At 64.3% G+C, this 16923-nt stretch carries 19 protein-coding genes; 10 read left to right on the top strand and 9 right to left on the bottom strand.

From position 1 onward, the window contains the following. The first annotated feature begins 5 nt into the window (after positions 1-5). Positions 6-500 carry a MarR family winged helix-turn-helix transcriptional regulator gene (locus tag ACXJJ9_RS05170; protein WP_457096168.1) on the top strand — a complete coding sequence of 165 codons (495 nt, stop codon included), beginning with the start codon at positions 6-8 and terminating at the stop codon, positions 498-500. Here ACXJJ9_RS05170 and ACXJJ9_RS05165 read toward each other — a convergent pair. Continuing rightward, positions 452-1489, bottom strand: coding sequence for an esterase/lipase family protein (locus tag ACXJJ9_RS05165; protein WP_457096126.1), 1038 nt, complete (start codon positions 1487-1489; stop codon positions 452-454). The two genes, ACXJJ9_RS05170 and ACXJJ9_RS05165, sit on opposite strands and share 49 nt — an antisense overlap. A gap of 101 nt (positions 1490-1590) precedes the next feature. Further along, positions 1591-2532, bottom strand: coding sequence for a GlxA family transcriptional regulator (locus ACXJJ9_RS05160; protein WP_457096125.1), 942 nt, complete (start codon positions 2530-2532; stop codon positions 1591-1593). Between the two features lie 111 nt (positions 2533-2643). On the opposite strand from ACXJJ9_RS05160, the gene ACXJJ9_RS05155 reads away from it, so the two are divergent. From ACXJJ9_RS05155 to ACXJJ9_RS05120, 8 genes are all read left to right on the top strand, one after another. Further along, positions 2644-3453: an SDR family NAD(P)-dependent oxidoreductase gene (locus ACXJJ9_RS05155; protein ID WP_457096124.1), complete on the top strand. Its 810-nt coding sequence runs from the start codon at positions 2644-2646 to the stop codon at positions 3451-3453. Between the two features lie 65 nt (positions 3454-3518). Then, entirely contained in the window at positions 3519-4628 is a 1110-nt protein-coding gene (locus ACXJJ9_RS05150; RefSeq protein WP_457096123.1) for an HlyD family secretion protein, read from the top strand. Next, the gene (locus ACXJJ9_RS05145; protein WP_457096122.1) at positions 4625-6199 is read left to right on the top strand and encodes a DHA2 family efflux MFS transporter permease subunit; all 1575 of its coding nucleotides are present in this window, start codon (positions 4625-4627) and stop codon (positions 6197-6199) included. Before ACXJJ9_RS05150 ends, ACXJJ9_RS05145 begins: the two co-directional genes overlap by 4 nt. 421 nt (positions 6200-6620) lie before the next feature. Next, positions 6621-7037 (top strand): organic hydroperoxide resistance protein, encoded by a 417-nt coding sequence (locus tag ACXJJ9_RS05140; protein WP_457096121.1) that lies wholly within the window; start codon positions 6621-6623, stop codon positions 7035-7037. A gap of 110 nt (positions 7038-7147) precedes the next feature. Next, entirely contained in the window at positions 7148-7813 is a 666-nt protein-coding gene (locus ACXJJ9_RS05135; RefSeq protein ID WP_457096120.1) for a cytochrome c biogenesis CcdA family protein, read from the top strand. A gap of 2 nt (positions 7814-7815) precedes the next feature. Beyond that, a complete protein-coding gene (locus ACXJJ9_RS05130; RefSeq protein WP_457096119.1) occupies positions 7816-8355 on the top strand; it encodes a thioredoxin family protein in 540 nt (179 codons plus the stop codon). 63 nt (positions 8356-8418) lie between these two features. After that, entirely contained in the window at positions 8419-9159 is a 741-nt protein-coding gene (locus tag ACXJJ9_RS05125) for a response regulator (protein ID WP_457096118.1), read from the top strand. Next, the gene (locus tag ACXJJ9_RS05120; protein ID WP_457096117.1) at positions 9156-10499 is read left to right on the top strand and encodes a sensor histidine kinase; all 1344 of its coding nucleotides are present in this window, start codon (positions 9156-9158) and stop codon (positions 10497-10499) included. Before ACXJJ9_RS05125 ends, ACXJJ9_RS05120 begins: the two co-directional genes overlap by 4 nt. Before the next feature lie 164 nt (positions 10500-10663). Here the strand turns inward: ACXJJ9_RS05120 and ACXJJ9_RS05115 are convergent, their stop codons facing one another. Beyond that, positions 10664-10900, bottom strand: a complete 237-nt coding sequence (locus ACXJJ9_RS05115) for a tautomerase family protein (RefSeq protein ID WP_457096116.1) — start codon at positions 10898-10900, stop codon at positions 10664-10666. A gap of 52 nt (positions 10901-10952) precedes the next feature. Beyond that, positions 10953-11723 carry an SDR family NAD(P)-dependent oxidoreductase gene (locus tag ACXJJ9_RS05110; protein ID WP_457096115.1) on the bottom strand — a complete coding sequence of 257 codons (771 nt, stop codon included), beginning with the start codon at positions 11721-11723 and terminating at the stop codon, positions 10953-10955. A 407-nt stretch (positions 11724-12130) separates the two neighbouring features. Here ACXJJ9_RS05110 and ACXJJ9_RS05105 point away from each other — a divergent pair, with 407 nt between their 5' ends. Next, a complete protein-coding gene (locus tag ACXJJ9_RS05105; protein ID WP_457096114.1) occupies positions 12131-12826 on the top strand; it encodes a type 1 glutamine amidotransferase domain-containing protein in 696 nt (231 codons plus the stop codon). A gap of 112 nt (positions 12827-12938) precedes the next feature. Here the strand turns inward: ACXJJ9_RS05105 and ACXJJ9_RS05100 are convergent, their stop codons facing one another. From ACXJJ9_RS05100 to ACXJJ9_RS05080, 5 genes are all read right to left on the bottom strand, one after another. Continuing rightward, positions 12939-13700: an HvfC family RiPP maturation protein gene (locus ACXJJ9_RS05100; RefSeq protein ID WP_457096113.1), complete on the bottom strand. Its 762-nt coding sequence runs from the start codon at positions 13698-13700 to the stop codon at positions 12939-12941. After that, the gene (locus tag ACXJJ9_RS05095; RefSeq protein WP_457096112.1) at positions 13690-14550 is read right to left on the bottom strand and encodes an HvfB family MNIO-type RiPP peptide maturase; all 861 of its coding nucleotides are present in this window, start codon (positions 14548-14550) and stop codon (positions 13690-13692) included. The genes ACXJJ9_RS05100 and ACXJJ9_RS05095 overlap by 11 nt, the downstream gene beginning before the upstream one ends. A 94-nt stretch (positions 14551-14644) precedes the next feature. Beyond that, positions 14645-15106 carry an HvfA family oxazolone/thioamide-modified RiPP metallophore gene (locus ACXJJ9_RS05090; protein WP_457096111.1) on the bottom strand — a complete coding sequence of 154 codons (462 nt, stop codon included), beginning with the start codon at positions 15104-15106 and terminating at the stop codon, positions 14645-14647. 231 nt (positions 15107-15337) lie between these two features. Further along, positions 15338-15790 (bottom strand): HvfA family oxazolone/thioamide-modified RiPP metallophore, encoded by a 453-nt coding sequence (locus tag ACXJJ9_RS05085; protein ID WP_457096110.1) that lies wholly within the window; start codon positions 15788-15790, stop codon positions 15338-15340. A 240-nt stretch (positions 15791-16030) separates the two neighbouring features. After that, positions 16031-16702 carry an HvfX family Cu-binding RiPP maturation protein gene (locus ACXJJ9_RS05080; protein ID WP_457096109.1) on the bottom strand — a complete coding sequence of 224 codons (672 nt, stop codon included), beginning with the start codon at positions 16700-16702 and terminating at the stop codon, positions 16031-16033. Between the last annotated feature and the right edge of the window lie 221 nt (positions 16703-16923).

Here is a 16923-nt window from a genome sequence, read left to right as displayed (position 1 = left end):
CACCCATGGACATGAACGGGCCGCTTCCCCTGGACCGCCAGCTTTGCTTCTCCCTGTACGGCACCAGCATGGCCATCACTCGGGCCTACAAGCCGCTCTTGGACACCCTTGGCCTGACCTACCCGCAGTACCTCGTCCTCAGCGTGCTCTGGGAAGAGGACGGCCAGACGGTCAGCGCCATCGCGTCGCGGCTGGCATTGGAGTCGAGCACCATCACCCCGCTGGTGAAGCGGCTGGAACACGCCGGATTCGTCCAACGGCAACGCAGCGCGACGGACGAGCGCCAGGTGCATGTGCGATTGACGAAGTCCGGCCGGGACGTGCGCACGAAGACGGGCTGCCTGGTCGAGAGGCTGTTGCAGCGATCGGGGATGACGCGCGAGGAACTCGCCGCCCTCAATCAGCAGGTGCAAAGGCTGCGCAATGCACTTGCGACGTCGTCGTGTGCGAGTCAGACCAACTTTGCTGGAGATTGCGAGGAGCCTGGTTCGAACTCATAACGTTCGACGAGATCTTCTCGAAGAATTCGCAGCACTTCCGCCACCGCTTCGTCGTGGTCGTAAAGGTTGTGCCCCGATTCCACTACCAAGGTCGATGCCGCGCCTGGAAGGATGGCGCTACTGAGCGGCACCGCACCATCGCCTTCCGGCTCACTCCCTGGTAGAACGCCGGCAATGGTGTGATAGGGAATGCCTGCAGGCATTAGCGACTGTCCAGCGCGACGAACCGGTTGCGATGTCTGCAGGCTGGTAATGCTGTTGAACCTGGCCTTTTGATAGTTCACGCGCAACTCCTCCCGCACCATGTCAGGGTGGTCACGTGCAAAACGGCTAAGCGACTGTATTTCCGGCGCCTTTCCACCAATCAAGGCGCGGAACAGCCGCCCGAGCCATCGGTCGGCGCTGGGACTGCCCTGGTGCGGTGTCGCCATGAAAATGGCCCGGGAAACACCTGGATAGGGCTGGAATCGGAAGACGCTTTCAATATCGGCCCCATTCGCCGCGTTCATCTGCACAGTTTGGGGCGGCACGGTGAACGCGGCGGACCATAGCGCATCGCCACTTTCCACACACAGCATTCGCGCGACCACGCCGCCAAGGCTGTGTCCGATCAAAACCAGACCCGATCGCGCAGGAGCATTGCCTTGGGGGTCGAGCACATTCCACGCATCGTCGAGATAGCGCTGCACGCGGCGTCGTATCACCAGCATCGGCGCATCGGCGCGATAGAGCACATGCCACACTTGGAAACGAGCTCGGAGTTGGGGACTGTCGAGTAGTTCATTCGACAGTCGCGCCCACGTGAGTGGGCTGCCTCCCAATCCATGAATCATCACGATCGGTCGCTTGTCCGGATCGTAGTCCTCCGGCAGGTACAAGCCTGCGTGACGGCCAATCTCGCTGCCAAGCAGGCGCCAGGCGGCGCGCAGCCCGATGATGCTAAGCGAATGCCTCGCACCGACAGTTCCGCTGGCGAGATGGGTGCGCATCGGACCATCCGAACTCCACAACGGAGATACCCGCTCCCGGTGTACGGGCCGTGAAGCGAGCGGCTTTATTGCTCGATTGAATTATATGACCTCCAGTCACCCTAGCCTGCCGCCAGGCGGGCGTTGCGTCGCATGACTTGCGGCGGCTGACCAAAAGTCCGCAGGAACGCACGGCGCATCCTTTCCGGATCGGCGAAGCCAGTCTCGTTCGCCACTTCTTCCAGCGTGTGGCGGCTCTGTTCGATCATCACCCGCGCCGCTTCCACACGCAGGTGCTCGACCGCCTTCGCCGGCGATTGCCCGGTTTCGGCACGGAATGCGCGACTGAACTGGCGCGGGCTCAGGTGCGCGGCTTCGGCCAGCTCTTCCACGGACAGTGGCGCGCGTAGATTGCGACGCGCGTACGCCAGTGCGCCCTGGATGCGGTCGGACGTGGCATCCATCTCCAGCAGCGCCGAATGCTGCGACTGGCCACCTGCGCGGCGGTGATAGACGACCATCTTCTGCGCCACGACGCGGGCGAGCTCGATGCCGAAATCCTTCTCGATCATGCCCAGCGCCAGGTCGATACCGGCACTCATGCCAGCCGACGTCCAGACATTGCCGTCAATGATGAAGATGCGGTCGTCTTCGACGTGCGCATTCGGGAACTGCTTCTGCAGGTTGCGCGCATGAATCCAATGGGTGGTGACGCGCCGGCCGTCCAGTAGCCCAGCTTCGCCCAGGATGAAGGCGCCGGTGCAGACCGATGCGATACGGCGCGTGGATTCGGAGGCCTTTTGCACTTGCTTGATCAGCCCAGGGCTCGACGGTTCCGGACGCAGCAGGCCACTGACGATCAGTGTGTCGAGCTTCTGCCGCGCCAGCCGGCGTGTCTCGATCGACATCCCGAACGAATTGGGCACTGGGCCACCCTGCTCCGACAACAGTCGGATGCCGTAGAGCGAGTCTTTCGCGCTGGCGTTGGCGAGCTCGAAGGCCGACGCGGCCGCCAGCCCCATGATCTGGAATCCCGGTGGAAGCGCGAAGCCGACGGTGAGCATGGCTGAAAAATACCGTATGACCTAAAACGAGGTATATACGACATATACGCCACGGTCAAGCGGGCCTACATTCCTGCCCGAACCCGGCGACCGCCGGCAATGTGAACCGCCATGAACACCATCACCACCCATAAAGGCACTGCGCTGATCACGGGCGCCTCCTCGGGCATCGGCGCCCTGTACGCGGAGCGCCTCGCCCGCGCCGGCCATGACCTGATCCTGGTCGCCCGACGCGCCGACAAGCTGCGCGAACTGGCCGAAGAGCTCACCAACCGCACCGGCCGTTCGGTCGAAACCGTCGCCGCCGACCTCACAAACCCGGCCGATCTGTCCAGGATCGAAGGCCTGTTGAGGCGCGACGCAAGCATCACCGTGCTGGTCAACAATGCCGGCGTCGGTGCGACGACACCCTTGCTGCTATCCGACGTTGCCGACATGGAGCGGATGATTACGCTCAACGTCAACGTGCTGATGCGCCTGGCATATGCCGCTGCCCCGGGCTTCGTCGCCCGCGGCGCCGGCACGATCATCAACATCGCCTCGGTCGTTGCGTTGGCGCCCGAGCTTCTCAACGGCGTATACGGCGGCACCAAGGCGTTCGTCCTCGCGTTCTCGCAGTCGCTCCAGCATGAGCTGGCCGACAAGGGCGTGCGCGTGCAGGCAGTCCTGCCCGGCGCCACCGCGACCGAGTTCTGGGACGTCGCCGGCACGCCGGTCGAACATCTCCCCACCGAGATCGTCATGTCCGCACAAGACATGGTCGATGCCGCGCTGTCGGGCCTGGCCCTGGGCGAAGTAGTCACCATCCCGTCCCTGCCCGATGTCGCGGACTGGCATGCATTCGAACAGGCGCGCAAGGCGCTGGGCCCAAGCCTGTCTCGCGCCGTGCCGGCGCTGCGCTACGCCGCCAACGACCAGTGACCGAAAACGGCGGCCTGAGCACCGATCCGCACAGGCCGCCGCGGACAACGAATCCAGGTATCGCCATGACCAACCTATCCGCCGTCGGAACTCTCCCGGAGAACACGGAGGTTCCGAATGTCCCCAAGTCCCGCAAGGGCATGCTCCTCAAGGCACTTTCTGCCATCGCGGCGATCGCCGTCGGCCTCTACGGGGTGCACTGGTGGAACGTGGGCCGTTTCATCGAAGACACCGATGACGCCTACGTCGGTGGCGACGTCACCGTAATCGCACCGCGAGTCTCGGGTTACATCGCCCAGGTGGCGGTGCACGACAACCAGCGTGTCCGCGCCGGCGACCTGCTGTTCCGCATCGATGACCGCGAGTTGCGAGCCGCGCTGGCCAAGGCGGAAGGCGCCGTGGCCGCACAGGAAGCATTGCTGGCGAACCTCGATGCCACGACGCACCTGCAGGACGCGGTCATTCGACAGGCACGCGCCAGTATCGGCGTGGCCGCTGCCGAGGGCGTGCGATCCAGGGACGACCAGGCCCGTTACGCCGTGCTGTCAGGGCAGCAACTCGTGTCCCTGGAGAGCGCACAGCGCGCCGACGCCACCTATCGCACCGCATTGGCCAACACCGAGCACGCGCAGGCGGGCCTGAGCGCGGCGGAAAGACAGATCGAAGTGATCGCCTCGCAGAAGCGCCAGGCCGAAGCCGCCCTCGTGCAGGCGAAGGCCGAACGCGATGCGGCACGGCTACTGGTGGGCTACACAGAAGTACGTGCGCCGGTGAATGGCGTGGTCGGCAATCGCCGCGCCCGCCTCGGCGCTTATGCGGCGGCGGGCGGACAACAACTCGTCATCGTCCCCGCGAGCGGCCTGTGGGTCGATGCCAACTTCAAGGAAGGCCAGCTCGCACGCATGCGAGAAGGCACGCCGGTCGAGATCCGCGCCGACATCCTGCCGGACAAGGTCTTCCACGGCCATGTTTCGAGCCTGGCGCCGGCGACGGGCGCACAGTTCAGCGTGCTGCCGCCGGAGAACGCGACGGGCAACTTCACCAAGATCGTGCAGCGCGTACCCGTGCGCATCGTCCTGGACCCGAAGGACGGGACGCTCGGCCTGCTGCGTCCGGGACTTTCCGTCGCCGTCGAGATCGACACCCGCGGCGGCCAGGGCAAGGGTGCGCTGTGAACGCGGACGCATTGCCGCTTGCCCCACCGGCCATTCCGGCCGTGCCGAGCGTTGCGCAGAAGGTATTGGCCTTCGCAAGCATGTCCCTGGGCATGTTCATCGCACTGCTCGACATCCAGATCGTGTCGGCTTCGCTGCGCGACATCGGCGGCGCTCTTTCGGCCGGTGCGGACGAAACGGTGTGGGTGCAGACCAGCTATCTGATCGCCGAGATAGTCGTGATTCCGCTATCGGGCTGGCTGTCGCGCGTGTTTTCCACGCGCTGGCTGTTTGCGGGCTCGGCGATTGGCTTCACGGCCACCAGCCTGCTGTGCGGCTTCGCCTGGAATATCCAGAGCATGATCGCGTTCCGCGCACTGCAGGGATTCCTCGGCGGCTCGATGATCCCGATGGTATTCACCTCCGCTTTCATCTTCTTCGATGGCAAGCAGCGAGTACTCGCCGCTGCAACCGTCGGCGGCCTGGCTTCGCTTGCGCCAACGCTGGGGCCAACGCTGGGCGGGTGGATCACCGAGCATGCGTCGTGGCATTGGCTGTTCTTCATCAACCTCGTGCCGGGCCTGTTCGTCGCCATCGTGGTCCCGATCCTCGTCAACATCGACAAGGCGGATCTGTCCCTGCTGCGCGGCGCGGACTACCTCGGCATGATCCTGCTGGCGCTGTTCCTGGGCTGCCTGGAATACACGCTGGAAGAAGGCCCTCGCTGGGACTGGTTCGGCGACGGCACGATCCAGGCCACGGCGTGGATCGCCGCGATCGGCGGCGTTGGCTTCATCGCCCGCACGCTGACGTACGCCAATCCGCTGGTCGATCTGCGCGCGCTGCGGGATCGCAACTTCGCACTCGGGAGCTTCTTCTCCTTCGTCACGGGCATCGGCCTGTTCGCCACGATCTATCTGACGCCGCTGTTCCTGGGACGTGTGCGCGGCTACAGCGCGCTGCAGATCGGCGAGGCGGTGTTCTCGACGGGCGTGTTCCAGATCATCACCGTCCCGTTGTATTCGTGGCTGGCGCCGCGCGTCGACCTGCGCTGGATCATGATGACCGGGTTGGCGCTGTTCGCCATCTCAATGTGGGAATTCTCGCCCATCACACACGACTGGGGCGCGCAACAACTGCTGTTCCCGCAGGCACTGCGCGGCATGGCTCAACAACTCACGGTCGCGCCGATCGTGACGCTCACGCTGGGCGGCCTGGCGCCGGCGCGCCTCAAGGCCGCCTCGGGTCTGTTCAACCTGATGCGCAACCTCGGCGGTGCCATCGGCATCGCGGCATGCGCAACGCTGCTCAATGACCGCACGAACCTGCACTTCTTCCGCCTGGCCGAACACCTGAACAGCACCAACGAAGCGATGAACCTCTGGATCGCAGGCGCGACCGAACGCCTGGGTGCCGTAGCCCCCGATGCTGTGCTTCGCCCACTCTGGCAGACCACCTATCGCGAGGCGCAGACGCTCGCGTACTCGGATACGTTCCTGGTAGTGATGGTGTGCTTCGTGTTGACCACCGCCATGGTGCCGTTGATGCGGAAAGTAGCGCCACCGAGCACGCCGTCTGCAGATTCGCATTAAAGCCATCAAGGCGCGGTGCGGGCGACAAGAGTGCGGCCACGCCGTCCAGTGATCGCACATGGCGAGTTGCGAATCCGCCTGCCTCGGCAGTGCCGACTCGTCGAAGAGTCCAGCCGCTGCACCAGCCCGTCACGAAAGCGTCCAACAGCGCATCCGCGGGGTGCGTCGTTCAGCCGTGGCGCTCCGGCAATCAGCGCGTGATCAGCGCTCGCCGCGACAACGAGCGATGCGGGGGTTTTGTACCGGCATGTATCAGCGGCTGCTCCGCATACACAAGCTTGCACAAGCGCCGGTTTTCGAACACATCCGCGGCAAACGGCCTTGAAAGACTTCCCACATCGGCCGGCCCACCCCCAATGCCGATTAGCTCCAAGCCCTAGCGGGGGTGGATACCAAACCACATCACACAGGAACCATCGCCATGATCAACCAGATCGACAAAGTGCTCTACACGGGCAAGACCCACACCACCGGCGGCCGCGAGGGCAAGTCGCGCAGCTCCGACGACCGGCTGGACATCAAGCTTTCTTCGCCCGGTACCGGTACCGGCACCAACCCGGAGCAGCTGTTTGGCGCGGGCTGGTCTGCCTGCTTCCTCAGCGCGATCGGGCTGGCGGCTGCCAAGCTGAAGGTCACTCTCCCCGCCGATAGCGCCGTCGACGCCGAGGTGGACCTCGGCAACACCGGAGATGCCTACTTCCTCGGCGCGCGCCTCAACGTCAGCCTGCCGGGCTTGCCGCGCGATGTCGCCCGGCAGCTTGTGGACGCCGCCCACCAGACCTGCCCGTACTCCAAGGCCACCCGCGGCAACGTCGACGTCGAGATCAACCTGGTCTAGTTCCGGCGTCTCCGGCACTGGCCTGCCCCCGGCAGGCCAGTTCCCGGCCTACGAACTCCAGCAAGAGGACACACCAAGTGATCGAGTACGCACTGGCCGGCGCGGCCGGCATGGCCACCATCGCGTCGCCCTGCATCCTGCCCATGTTGCCGATCGTGCTGGCTACTACCGCCGGACGCAGCAAGGTGGAACCCCTGCTGACCATCGCCGGTTTCGTTGCCACGTTCGCCGCGGGTGGAATCCTGATCGGCGCATTGGCGGCTTCGTCGGGCCAACTGCAGCAGGCCATCCGTACCGGCTCGATCCTGCTCCTGCTCGTCGCCGGCCTGGCCTGCGTCTGGACGGCGCCGTTCGATTGGCTGGTGATGCGCGTGCGTGAGTGGCGCGCCCGCCGTGGAAGCTTTACGTCGCGACCGACGGAGGGCAGAACCGGCGCCTTGCTGGTGGGCGCTTCCCTGGGCCTGGCATGGACGCCCTGTGCGGGCCCGGTATTGGCTTCGGTACTGGCGCTCGCGGCCAGCTCCCACGCCCCTGGCAAGGCCACCGCCCTGCTTGGCATCTACGCCGTCGGCGCCGGTCTGCCCATGCTGGCGATTGCCTATGGCGGCAATTGGGTGTCGGCACGCCTCTCGTTCTTCAATCGCCGGGCCAACCTTTTCCGCACGACTTTTGGTGCCATCGCCATCGCGGTTGCCCTGCTCCAGCTTTTCCACTACGACATAGCCTTCACGGCTTGGGCAACGCAGTGGCTCCCCTCCTTTTCGACAGGACTTTGAACGTGCTCAAGCTCATCATCACCCTCCTCGCCGCCTGCCTGTGTGCCGCCTCGTGCACGGCGGGCGCCTTCGACGATCCCGTCCAGCCGACCAGCAGCGCTCCCGCGCCCATGGCTCCGGAATTCACGGGAATCAACCACTGGATCAACAGCGCCCCGCTCACGCTGCAGCAGCTGCGCGGAAAAGTCGTGCTGGTCGAGTTCTGGACCTACGACTGCATCAACTGCATCCATGTACTGCCCCACATGAAGCAGCTCCATGAGCGCTACGCGGCACAAGGCCTGGTAGTAGTCGGCGTGCACACGCCCGAGTACGGCCATGAGAGGATCCTTGGCAACCTCGAGAGCGCAGTGAAGCGATTCGGCATCCGCTATCCTGTCGCGCAGGACAACGACTACAAGACCTGGGACGCTTTCGGCAACCAGTACTGGCCGGCGCAGTATCTGATCAACCAGGACGGTCGCATCGTTTACCGGCACTTCGGCGAGGGCGGCTATGCCGACACGGAGGCCAGGATCCAGCAGCTGTTGGGCAAGCGCTAGGCACGTGGACAGGACGCATCGGCGGCGACTCGCCGATGCGTCAAGCAGCCAGGACCTCATCCTATGGAAAACGTTGATCACATCCTGGTCGTCGACGACGATCGCGAGATCCGGCAGATGGTGGCCGACTACCTCAAGAAGAACGGCCTGCGCGTATCGATGGCGGGCGACGGACGCGAGATGCATGCCGTTCTCGAGACCACCGCGATCGACCTGATCGTGCTCGACGTGATGATGCCTGGCGAAGACGGGCTGGTGCTCTCCCGCAACCTGCGCGCCAGCAAGCACCGGTCGATTCCGATCCTGATGCTGACGGCCCGCGACGACGAGACCGACCGCATCATCGGGCTGGAAATGGGAGCCGACGATTACGTGGTCAAGCCGTTCTCCTCGCGCGAGCTGCTCGCGCGGATCAAAGCAGTGATTCGGCGTACGCGGATGCTGCCGCCCAACCTGCAGGTTACCGAGATGAGCCGGGTGCTCGCCTTCGGCAAGTGGCGCCTGGACACGACTGCGCGCCATCTGGTCGATGAGCAGGACGTGGTGGTCGCGCTCAGTGGCGCGGAATACCGGCTACTACGGGTATTCCTCGATCACCCGCAACGCGTGCTGAGCCGCGACCAGCTGATGAGCCTCACCCAGGGGCGCGATGCGGAGCATTTCGACAGATCGATCGACCTGCTGGTGAGCCGCCTGCGCCAGCGCCTCCTGGATGACGCGCGCGAACCGGCCTACATCAAGACGGTACGGAGCGAGGGCTATGTGTTCAGCTTGCCGGTCACCCTCGTGGGCGACGACGCATGAGCACGCAATCGGGCTCTTCGCTGTCGCGCTGGCTGCCCAGAACGATGACGTCGCGCCTGTACCTGATCCTGTTTGCAGGGTTGCTCATCGCCCATGCGCTGTCCTTCGGCCTGCTCTTCTACGAGCGCTACGTCTCCGCTACGTCGATGATGCTCAGCAACTACGAGCGCGATATCGCGACATCGGTGGCGGTGCTCGACCACATTCCCGCATCCGAGCGCGAACACTGGCTGCCCATCCTCGAACGCCGCACCTATCACTACATCCTCGGGCCGGGCGAAGCCGGAGGAGCGTTGGCCAGCGACCGGTCCAAGCGGATCGCCAACCTCACTTCGCGCGTGCTGGGCAGCAAGTATCCGATCCGGGCGGGCGCCATTTCGGCCACGCCGGAACGCTTCCAACTCCATCTGAGGTTGAGCGACCGTAGTCCGCTGACCATTGAAGTGGTTCCTTCCGCCCTTCCGGTCGCCCAATGGCTGCCGTACGTGCTCGCGGCCCAGTTGCTGCTCCTGCTTTTCTGCGCCTGGATGGCGGTCCGGCTGGCGACTCGGCCGCTCGCGCGCCTGGCCAGCGCCGCCGAGTCGCTCAGCCCCAGCGGCGACGGACCACGCCTGCAGGCAGACGGCCCGGTGGAAGTCGCCAAGGCGATGGTCGCCTTCAACGCAATGCAGGACCGCATCGCCCGCCACCTGCAGGAGCGCCTGCAGATACTGGCCGCGATCTCGCACGATCTGCAGACACCGATTACGCGGATGAAGTTGCGGACTGAAGCGATGGACGATTCACCGGAGCGTGGAAAATTGATCGACGATCTCGCGCAGATGGAACATCTGGTTCGCGACGGCGTTACCTACGCGCGCAGCGTTCATGGCGCCTCCGAGCCGCCCCAGCGAGTGGACCTGGATGCATTCCTGGACAGCCTGGTCTTCGATTACCAGGACACCGGAAAGGCGGTCACCCTGTCGGGCCACGTCGGACGGCCGGTAACCACGCGTCCGCAGGCCTTGCGTCGGATAGTGGGCAACCTTGTCGACAATGCGATCAAGTATGCCGGCGCCGCTGAAGTGAACACACAAGCCGGCGATGGATCGGTTTCGATCGCGATCCTCGATCGCGGCCCCGGGATTCCGGAAGATCAGTTGGAGTCGGCCATGCAGCCCTTCTATCGCCTGGAGGCTTCGCGCAACCGCGACACCGGTGGAACCGGCCTGGGCCTGGCCATTGCCCAGCAACTCACGACGTCGATCGGCGGATCGTTGACGTTACGTAATCGTACGGGCGGCGGCCTCGCGGCCACCATAACGATCAAGGATGATCCGGGTCGGGCCTCGATCGCGTAGCGCGCGGCGCCCGCGACAAATTCGGTGAACGCCCGCGCCCTGCTCAAGTCCGATCGGACGTCTTCATAACGCAGTAGTTGAGCTTCCCGCTGCACGACGGATTTTGGAGCGACAGATGCTGGTTCGTTCGGGCAAGAATCCAAACGAACCAGCATCCAGTTGTCCTACCGGGCTCCGGCCTGCCGCTGTCGTCGAAATTCGAGAGCGGGCAGTCCACCCCAACCCCAGTTTTCCAAGGGGACTTCATCAATAGCCACGAAGGTCGAGTCGAGCGGCTTGTTGAGGACGTTCAGCAGTACTTCGCTGATGCCCTTGATGAGCAATGCCTTCTCTTCCGGCGTGGCTGCGTCGCGATCGGGACTGGTTCCTTCACGCGTAATTTGTACATTGACCATAGGCATGATCGTTCTCCTGGTTGGCCCGGGGCGAGGAATGCCCCGCCCCGGGGTTGCTTTAGTGGCCGGCGCTCTGCCCGCCGTCGACGTGCAGGATCTCGCCCGTCACGAACCCCGCCGACTCGAGATAGATAACGGCCTGCGTGATGTCGCTGATTTCACCCATTCGGGCTACCGGATGCAGCGCAGCCAGCCACTCGTGCGTCTCAGGCGGATGCAAAGGCGTCTTGATGATGCCAGGCGACACCGCATTCACGCGGATGCCGCGCTTTGCATACTCGATGGCCAACGACTTGGTTGCGGCATTGAGTCCGCCCTTCGTGAGCGACGCCAGCACGGACGGAACGCCATCGATCGCATGGTCGACGAGGCTCGTCGTGATGCTGACGACATGGCCGCTGCCCTGCTTTTCCATCTCCGCCAGGGCAGCCTGGGTGATATGGAAGAAACCAGCCACATTGACCGAGAGCGCCTTTGCGTAATCTTCGTTCGTGTACTGCGTGAACGGCTTGGCGATGAAGACGCCCGCGTTGTTGACGAGGGTATCGATGCGCCCGAACTTTGCCAGGCCTTCACGGACGATGCGCTCGGCAACGGCGCGGTCGGCAATATCGCCAGGAATGGCGAGGACATCGGGATCGCTCGACGGCTTGATCGAGCGGGAGTTGGCGATGACGCGGTAATCGCGGTCACGGAATGCCTGGACCAGGCCTGCGCCAATGCCCTGCGATGCGCCGGTAACTATGGCGACTTTACGTTGATTGTTCATGGTGATTCGACTCCTGGATTGTGGGGTGGCGGAAGTCGAACTGATCGACGAATCCGACACGCGTAATCTAGGAGCGCACCGCGGTTTAGCGAATCCCCGCTATCCGGCAGACATTCTTCCGCTCCGCGACGGAATCGCAGGCTTGGCCGCGTCGACGCTACGACGAGGCGATAGTCGAACAGCCTGGCCGCATCACCGGGGGCTAACCCAATCGGCGATAGAAGTAGCGGGCGTCGGCCCACGCCAATGGATGTGGTGAATGGACCACTCCGCACGCAAGACGGACGCCAAAGCCGCGCGTCCACTGGTTTCTGGGCTCGCCCGCGCAGCGCCGTTTCGCGAGCTATTGCCTGGACGACGACGAACCAGCGGGAATGCGGGTGGCACGCGGAAATCGGCGCCGAATTCAGCTGACTGCCCTTGGATGTTCCGGTGACTCTTCGAAATCGATCTCAGGAGAAACTCAAGTGAAGATTCTCATGGTTCTAACTTCCCACGACACGCTCGGCAACACCGGCGAAAAAACCGGATTCTGGCTGGAGGAGTTCGCATCCCCCTACTATGTCTTTACCGATGCGGGCGCCGAGGTCACGGTGGCCTCGCCCAAGGGTGGACAGCCCCCGATAGATCCCAAGAGCGACGACCCGACCAACCAGACACCGGCCCAGAATCGCTTCAAGGCCGATGCAAAGGCGCACGCAGTTCTAGCCAGCACCCATCGGCTGGACACGATCTCGGCGGAAGATTACGACACCGTCTTCTACCCTGGCGGCCACGGCCCCATGTGGGACCTCGCGGAAGACCCGGTCTCGATCAAATTGATCGAGAGCTTCTACAACAACGGCAAGCCCGTTGCCGCGGTTTGCCACGCCCCCGCCGTGCTTCGCCACGTCGAGTACAAGGGCGAGCCCATCGTCAAGGGAAAGCGGGTTGCGGGATTCACCAATTCGGAAGAAGAGGCGGTGCAGCTGACGAAGGTCGTGCCGTTCCTTCTCGAGGATGAGCTCAAGCGCCTCGGTGGTCGATTCGAGAAAGTCGACGACTGGCAGAGCCTGGCGATTGTCGACGGCCATCTGATCACCGGGCAGAACCCCGCATCATCCGAAGCCACGGCCAAGGCATTGCTGGGCGTCCTTTCCGGCCCGGCGTCGGCGAAGGCGTAATTCCGCCGAGGTTACGCGGCGTCAAATGCCGGATGGGATCGACGAGACTTTGTCCAAAGGCCAGGTCTCGTGGTGTGCGTTCGTGCTGGCGTTACAACGGGTGATTCGTGCATTACTGCACCGCCGCCGTGCGAGTTCCCAGGACCACGCCCTGCGCGCGCAGCTGCTGCAGCAACAGCAGACCGTTCGCCTGCACTTCGGCTGGATCGGCGCCAGTTTCCGCCGCCAGTGCGGCCAGGTGCTCGCGGCCGGTCGCCGGGCTCGCCTGAAGCGAAGCCAGCAGCCAATACGCCAGCGGCGCGATGCGGGCGAAGTGCACCTGGTGGGCGGCGTCGCGATGCACAAGCAGCGTGGTCGGTTCGGCGGGCGGCGCGTCCGGCACATGGCTCCGACCGATTTCCGCGACCGGCCAGCGGTACGCCAGCGGAAGCGCAAGCGGCGACAGCAGCGGCACGCCGTCGAGCAGGTCGCCTTCCGGATCGTGCTGCGGCGGCTGTGCGTTGCTGACGAACAACGCCTGCTCGACCCACTCGTAATGCGCCAACTCAGGCAGCCACAAAAACGGCATCCCGGGCTCATCGGCGCGTTCCTGGACGAAGTCGACGAACTCAGCGGCGATCTGCGGGAACAACGGCGTGCGGCTGCGGTGGTTGGCATAGAAGGCGCGCACCAGCGTCTTCCATTGGGCATCGCCCAGGGTTTCGCGGATTACCGGAAAAGCACCTGCCAGCAAGCTTTCGATATTGTTGAAGAACAGCTCCCGGTACACGCGGACCCGGCGCTCCTCGAGGCCCGGCGGCGGCGGATGTGCGCCCGGATCGCGCAGGTGGCGCGCCAGGGTGAACTGCTGTTCGCGCAAGCTGTCACGCGACATGGGACTGCTCCAGCAGGCGCTGCCGGTCGGCGTAGGCCAGCTGCATCATGCGGATGCGCCCGGTCTCGTCCAGCAGTTCCTTCAGCGGCGGGAAGTTGAAGTCGCGCTCCAGCAGCGTCGGGCGCACGCCAAAGCGGCGGTAGGCGCTGGCCAGCAGCGCCCACACGTCCGGCTTCACTGGCGCGCCGTGCGTGTCGACCTTCAGGTCGATGGCCTCGTCGTAGTGGCCGGCTATGTGGTACTGGGCGATGCGCTCGCGCGGCAAGCGCGCCAGGAATGCTTCGGCGTCGTAGCCGTGGTTGATGGAATTTACGTACAGGTTGTTGACGTCCAGCAGCAGGTCGGTGTCGGCCTCGACCAGGACGGCGTTGATGAAGTCGATCTCGGCCAGCGCCTGGTAGGGCGCGGCGTAGTAGGAGACGTTCTCCACCGCGATGCGCCGGCCGAGCACGTCCTGCACTTGGCGGATGCGCGCGGCGACGTGGCGGATCGCCTCGTCGGTGAAGGGAATGGGCATGAGGTCGTAGAGCTGCCCGTCGTCCGACGTGTAGCTCAGGTGTTCGCTGTAGAGCGCCACGTCGAAGCGGTCGTTGAACTCGCGGGTTCGCTGGAGCAGGTCCATGTCCAACGGCTCGGTGCCGCCCAGCGACAACGAGAGGCCGTGCGCGCTGATCGGGAAGCGCGCCGCAAGCTGCGCCAACTGCTCGCCGAACTGCCCGCCCACGCCGATCCAGTTATCCGGCGCAACTTCGAGAAAATCCACCGCGCCGTCCTTCATGGCCAGCAGTTGCGGCAGCAGACCGCGGCGCAAGCCCAGGCCGGCGGAAGTGGAAGAATTGATGGTGCGCATAGCGATGTCCTGGGGAAAAAAAGCGCCCCCTCGTGGGGGAGAGAGAATCGAGGGGGCGCAAGGGGGACTACAAAGCGGCAATGCCTCGCTCGCCTTACCTGGCGTAGCTGGCGAACAGGCCGACCGGGACCTTCTTGCCATTGGATTCGAAGGCGCGCTTGACGTTTTCGTAAGCTTCCTTCTCGCTGATGTAGCCGTCGCTGCTCTTGTCGATCTGGGCGAAGTAGGTGTCGCCGTTCGGCACGACGGCCAGGAACTCGGCCTTCGAGACGCGACCGTCATCGTCGGTGTCGGTCTGGGCGAAGCGGGCATCGCCGCACTTGCCTTCGCCGCACTTGCCTTCGGCGGCCTTCGTAGCAGCGGCCTTCTGCACCGGCTTGGCTTCATCGGCGCCACACTTGCCTTCACCGCACTTGCCTTCGGCGGCGGCGTGGCTCGCGGTCACCATGTAGCCCTGCGCGAGCGGCTGCACTGCGAACGCGGAATTGCTGAGGACCAGGCCGGCAAGAGCGACGCCGAGCATGCCGATGGTGTTACGGGTGTTGTTACGTGACATTGCATTTCTCCAGGGGGATGCGGCGTGGCCGCGTGGGGTGCGCCGGAATGGCGCGATTTGAAATCTAGGTTTGGGGGAACGATTCTTGGTGGTGACATTTCAGGGCTCGGAGGTATCGCGGGGATGTCGCGTAGCCCATGGATTTGTCTGGAAAGTTCTCTGCCCGGGCGGCCGATACATTCGGATACAAATCGGGGCCCGACGCCGGAACCACCTACCAGCGGTGCTGGATTACTTGCCTTGGAACTCCTTGAAGCGACCGGCGGGCAACGACTTGCCATTGGCCTCGTAGATGGCCTTGATCGACTCGTAGGACTCGTTCTTGGCGATGAAGCCATCGCCGTTTACGTCTTTCTTCGGAAATTCGGCGATACGTTCCGGCGAAGCCGCCAGGAACTCGGCACGCGACACGCGACCGTCGTCGTCGGTATCGACCTTGGCGAAATGGTCATCGCCGCACTTGCCTTCACCGCACTTGCCTTCAGCGGTCTTCTTCACGGCAGTGGTCTTGGTCGGCTGGGCTTCATTGGCGCCGCACTTGCCTTCGCCGGCGGCGTGACTGGCGGCCTCCATGTAGCCCTGCGCGAGCGGCTGCATGGCGAACGCGGAACTGCTGAGGACCAGGCCGGCCAGGGCGACGCCGAGGGCGCCGACGGTGGTGTTACGCGTGTTGATACGGGACATGTGCATTACTCCGGGTGGGGTGCACCCGCGGCTGCGGTGCGAATGGAACGGAAGAGTTCCAGTGGCGCCATTTCGAACCCCCGAGGTATCGCGTGGTTGTCGTCCACCCCATGGATTTGTCTGGAAAGTTGGCTGCCGGCGCGGCAGATACATCCAGATACAAACCCGGGGTCAGACGTATGGAGCAACCAATGCGGTGCCTCGGTGAATCGAAACGGAGAGTCGAAAAGAACGGGAAGGTCAGGCCGTGACCAGTCGGCCGGCCGAACTCGTGCGGCGCCGCGACCAGGTCATCAGGGCGATGCCGGCGATGGCCAGCACCCCACCCGCCCACGGCAACAGCAGCGACAAGGTCACGCCGATGCCGAACAGCACCAGGCCCCAGGCGGTGGTGTTGGCGGTGGCGACGGTCAACGAGCGACGCGCCTGGATCAGCTGGTCGACGCTGAAGCGGCCGCCGCCGTTGAGCATCAGCGGCAGCAGCATCACCAGGTAGATCAACGGCAGCTTGTAGTTGCCGAAGCCTTCGTTGGTGATGGCATAGCCCTGCCACAGCTCGGCCAGGCTCGACCAGTCGGAAGGCCAATGCACCGCGTAGATCGCCACGATGGTCACCACCCACAGGGTGGCCGCGGCGTAGCGCGTGCCCAGACCCACCAGCAGCGCCACGCTGCCGATCAGTTCCATCCAGGTGGCCAGCGTCCAGTTGACGTTGGGGCCAAGCAGCGAGAACGGCAGCGGGAACTTGTCGCCGAGGTCGGCGAACCAGTTCTGTCCCTGCAGCTTCTCGCGGCCGGCTTCGAAGAATTCCCAGGCCAGCAGGGCGCGCAGGCCGAGCGGGGCCAGCCACTGGCCCACGCCATCGACGCGGGACATCAGGGGGAGCTGGCTGTGGTTGTCATGGTTGGACATCGCGGTTTCCTCGGGCTGCTGGGCCCTGCATTTCAGGTGCCGCCATTTCGAGGTCGCGAGGTATCGCGCAGATGTCGCACAACCCATGGATTTGTCTTGAAAGTTAGCCGACGCTGGCGCGGATACATCCAGATACAACGGATGGGCTTATGTCTCGAAGCCGAGACTGGTCATGGCCGACCGATACACTTGGACAGTGCGTGTCGCGAGGCGACGTAGTT

This window comes from Lysobacter sp. P5_B9 (assembly GCF_054049835.1).
This window is presented reverse-complemented; position numbering and strand designations above follow the sequence as displayed.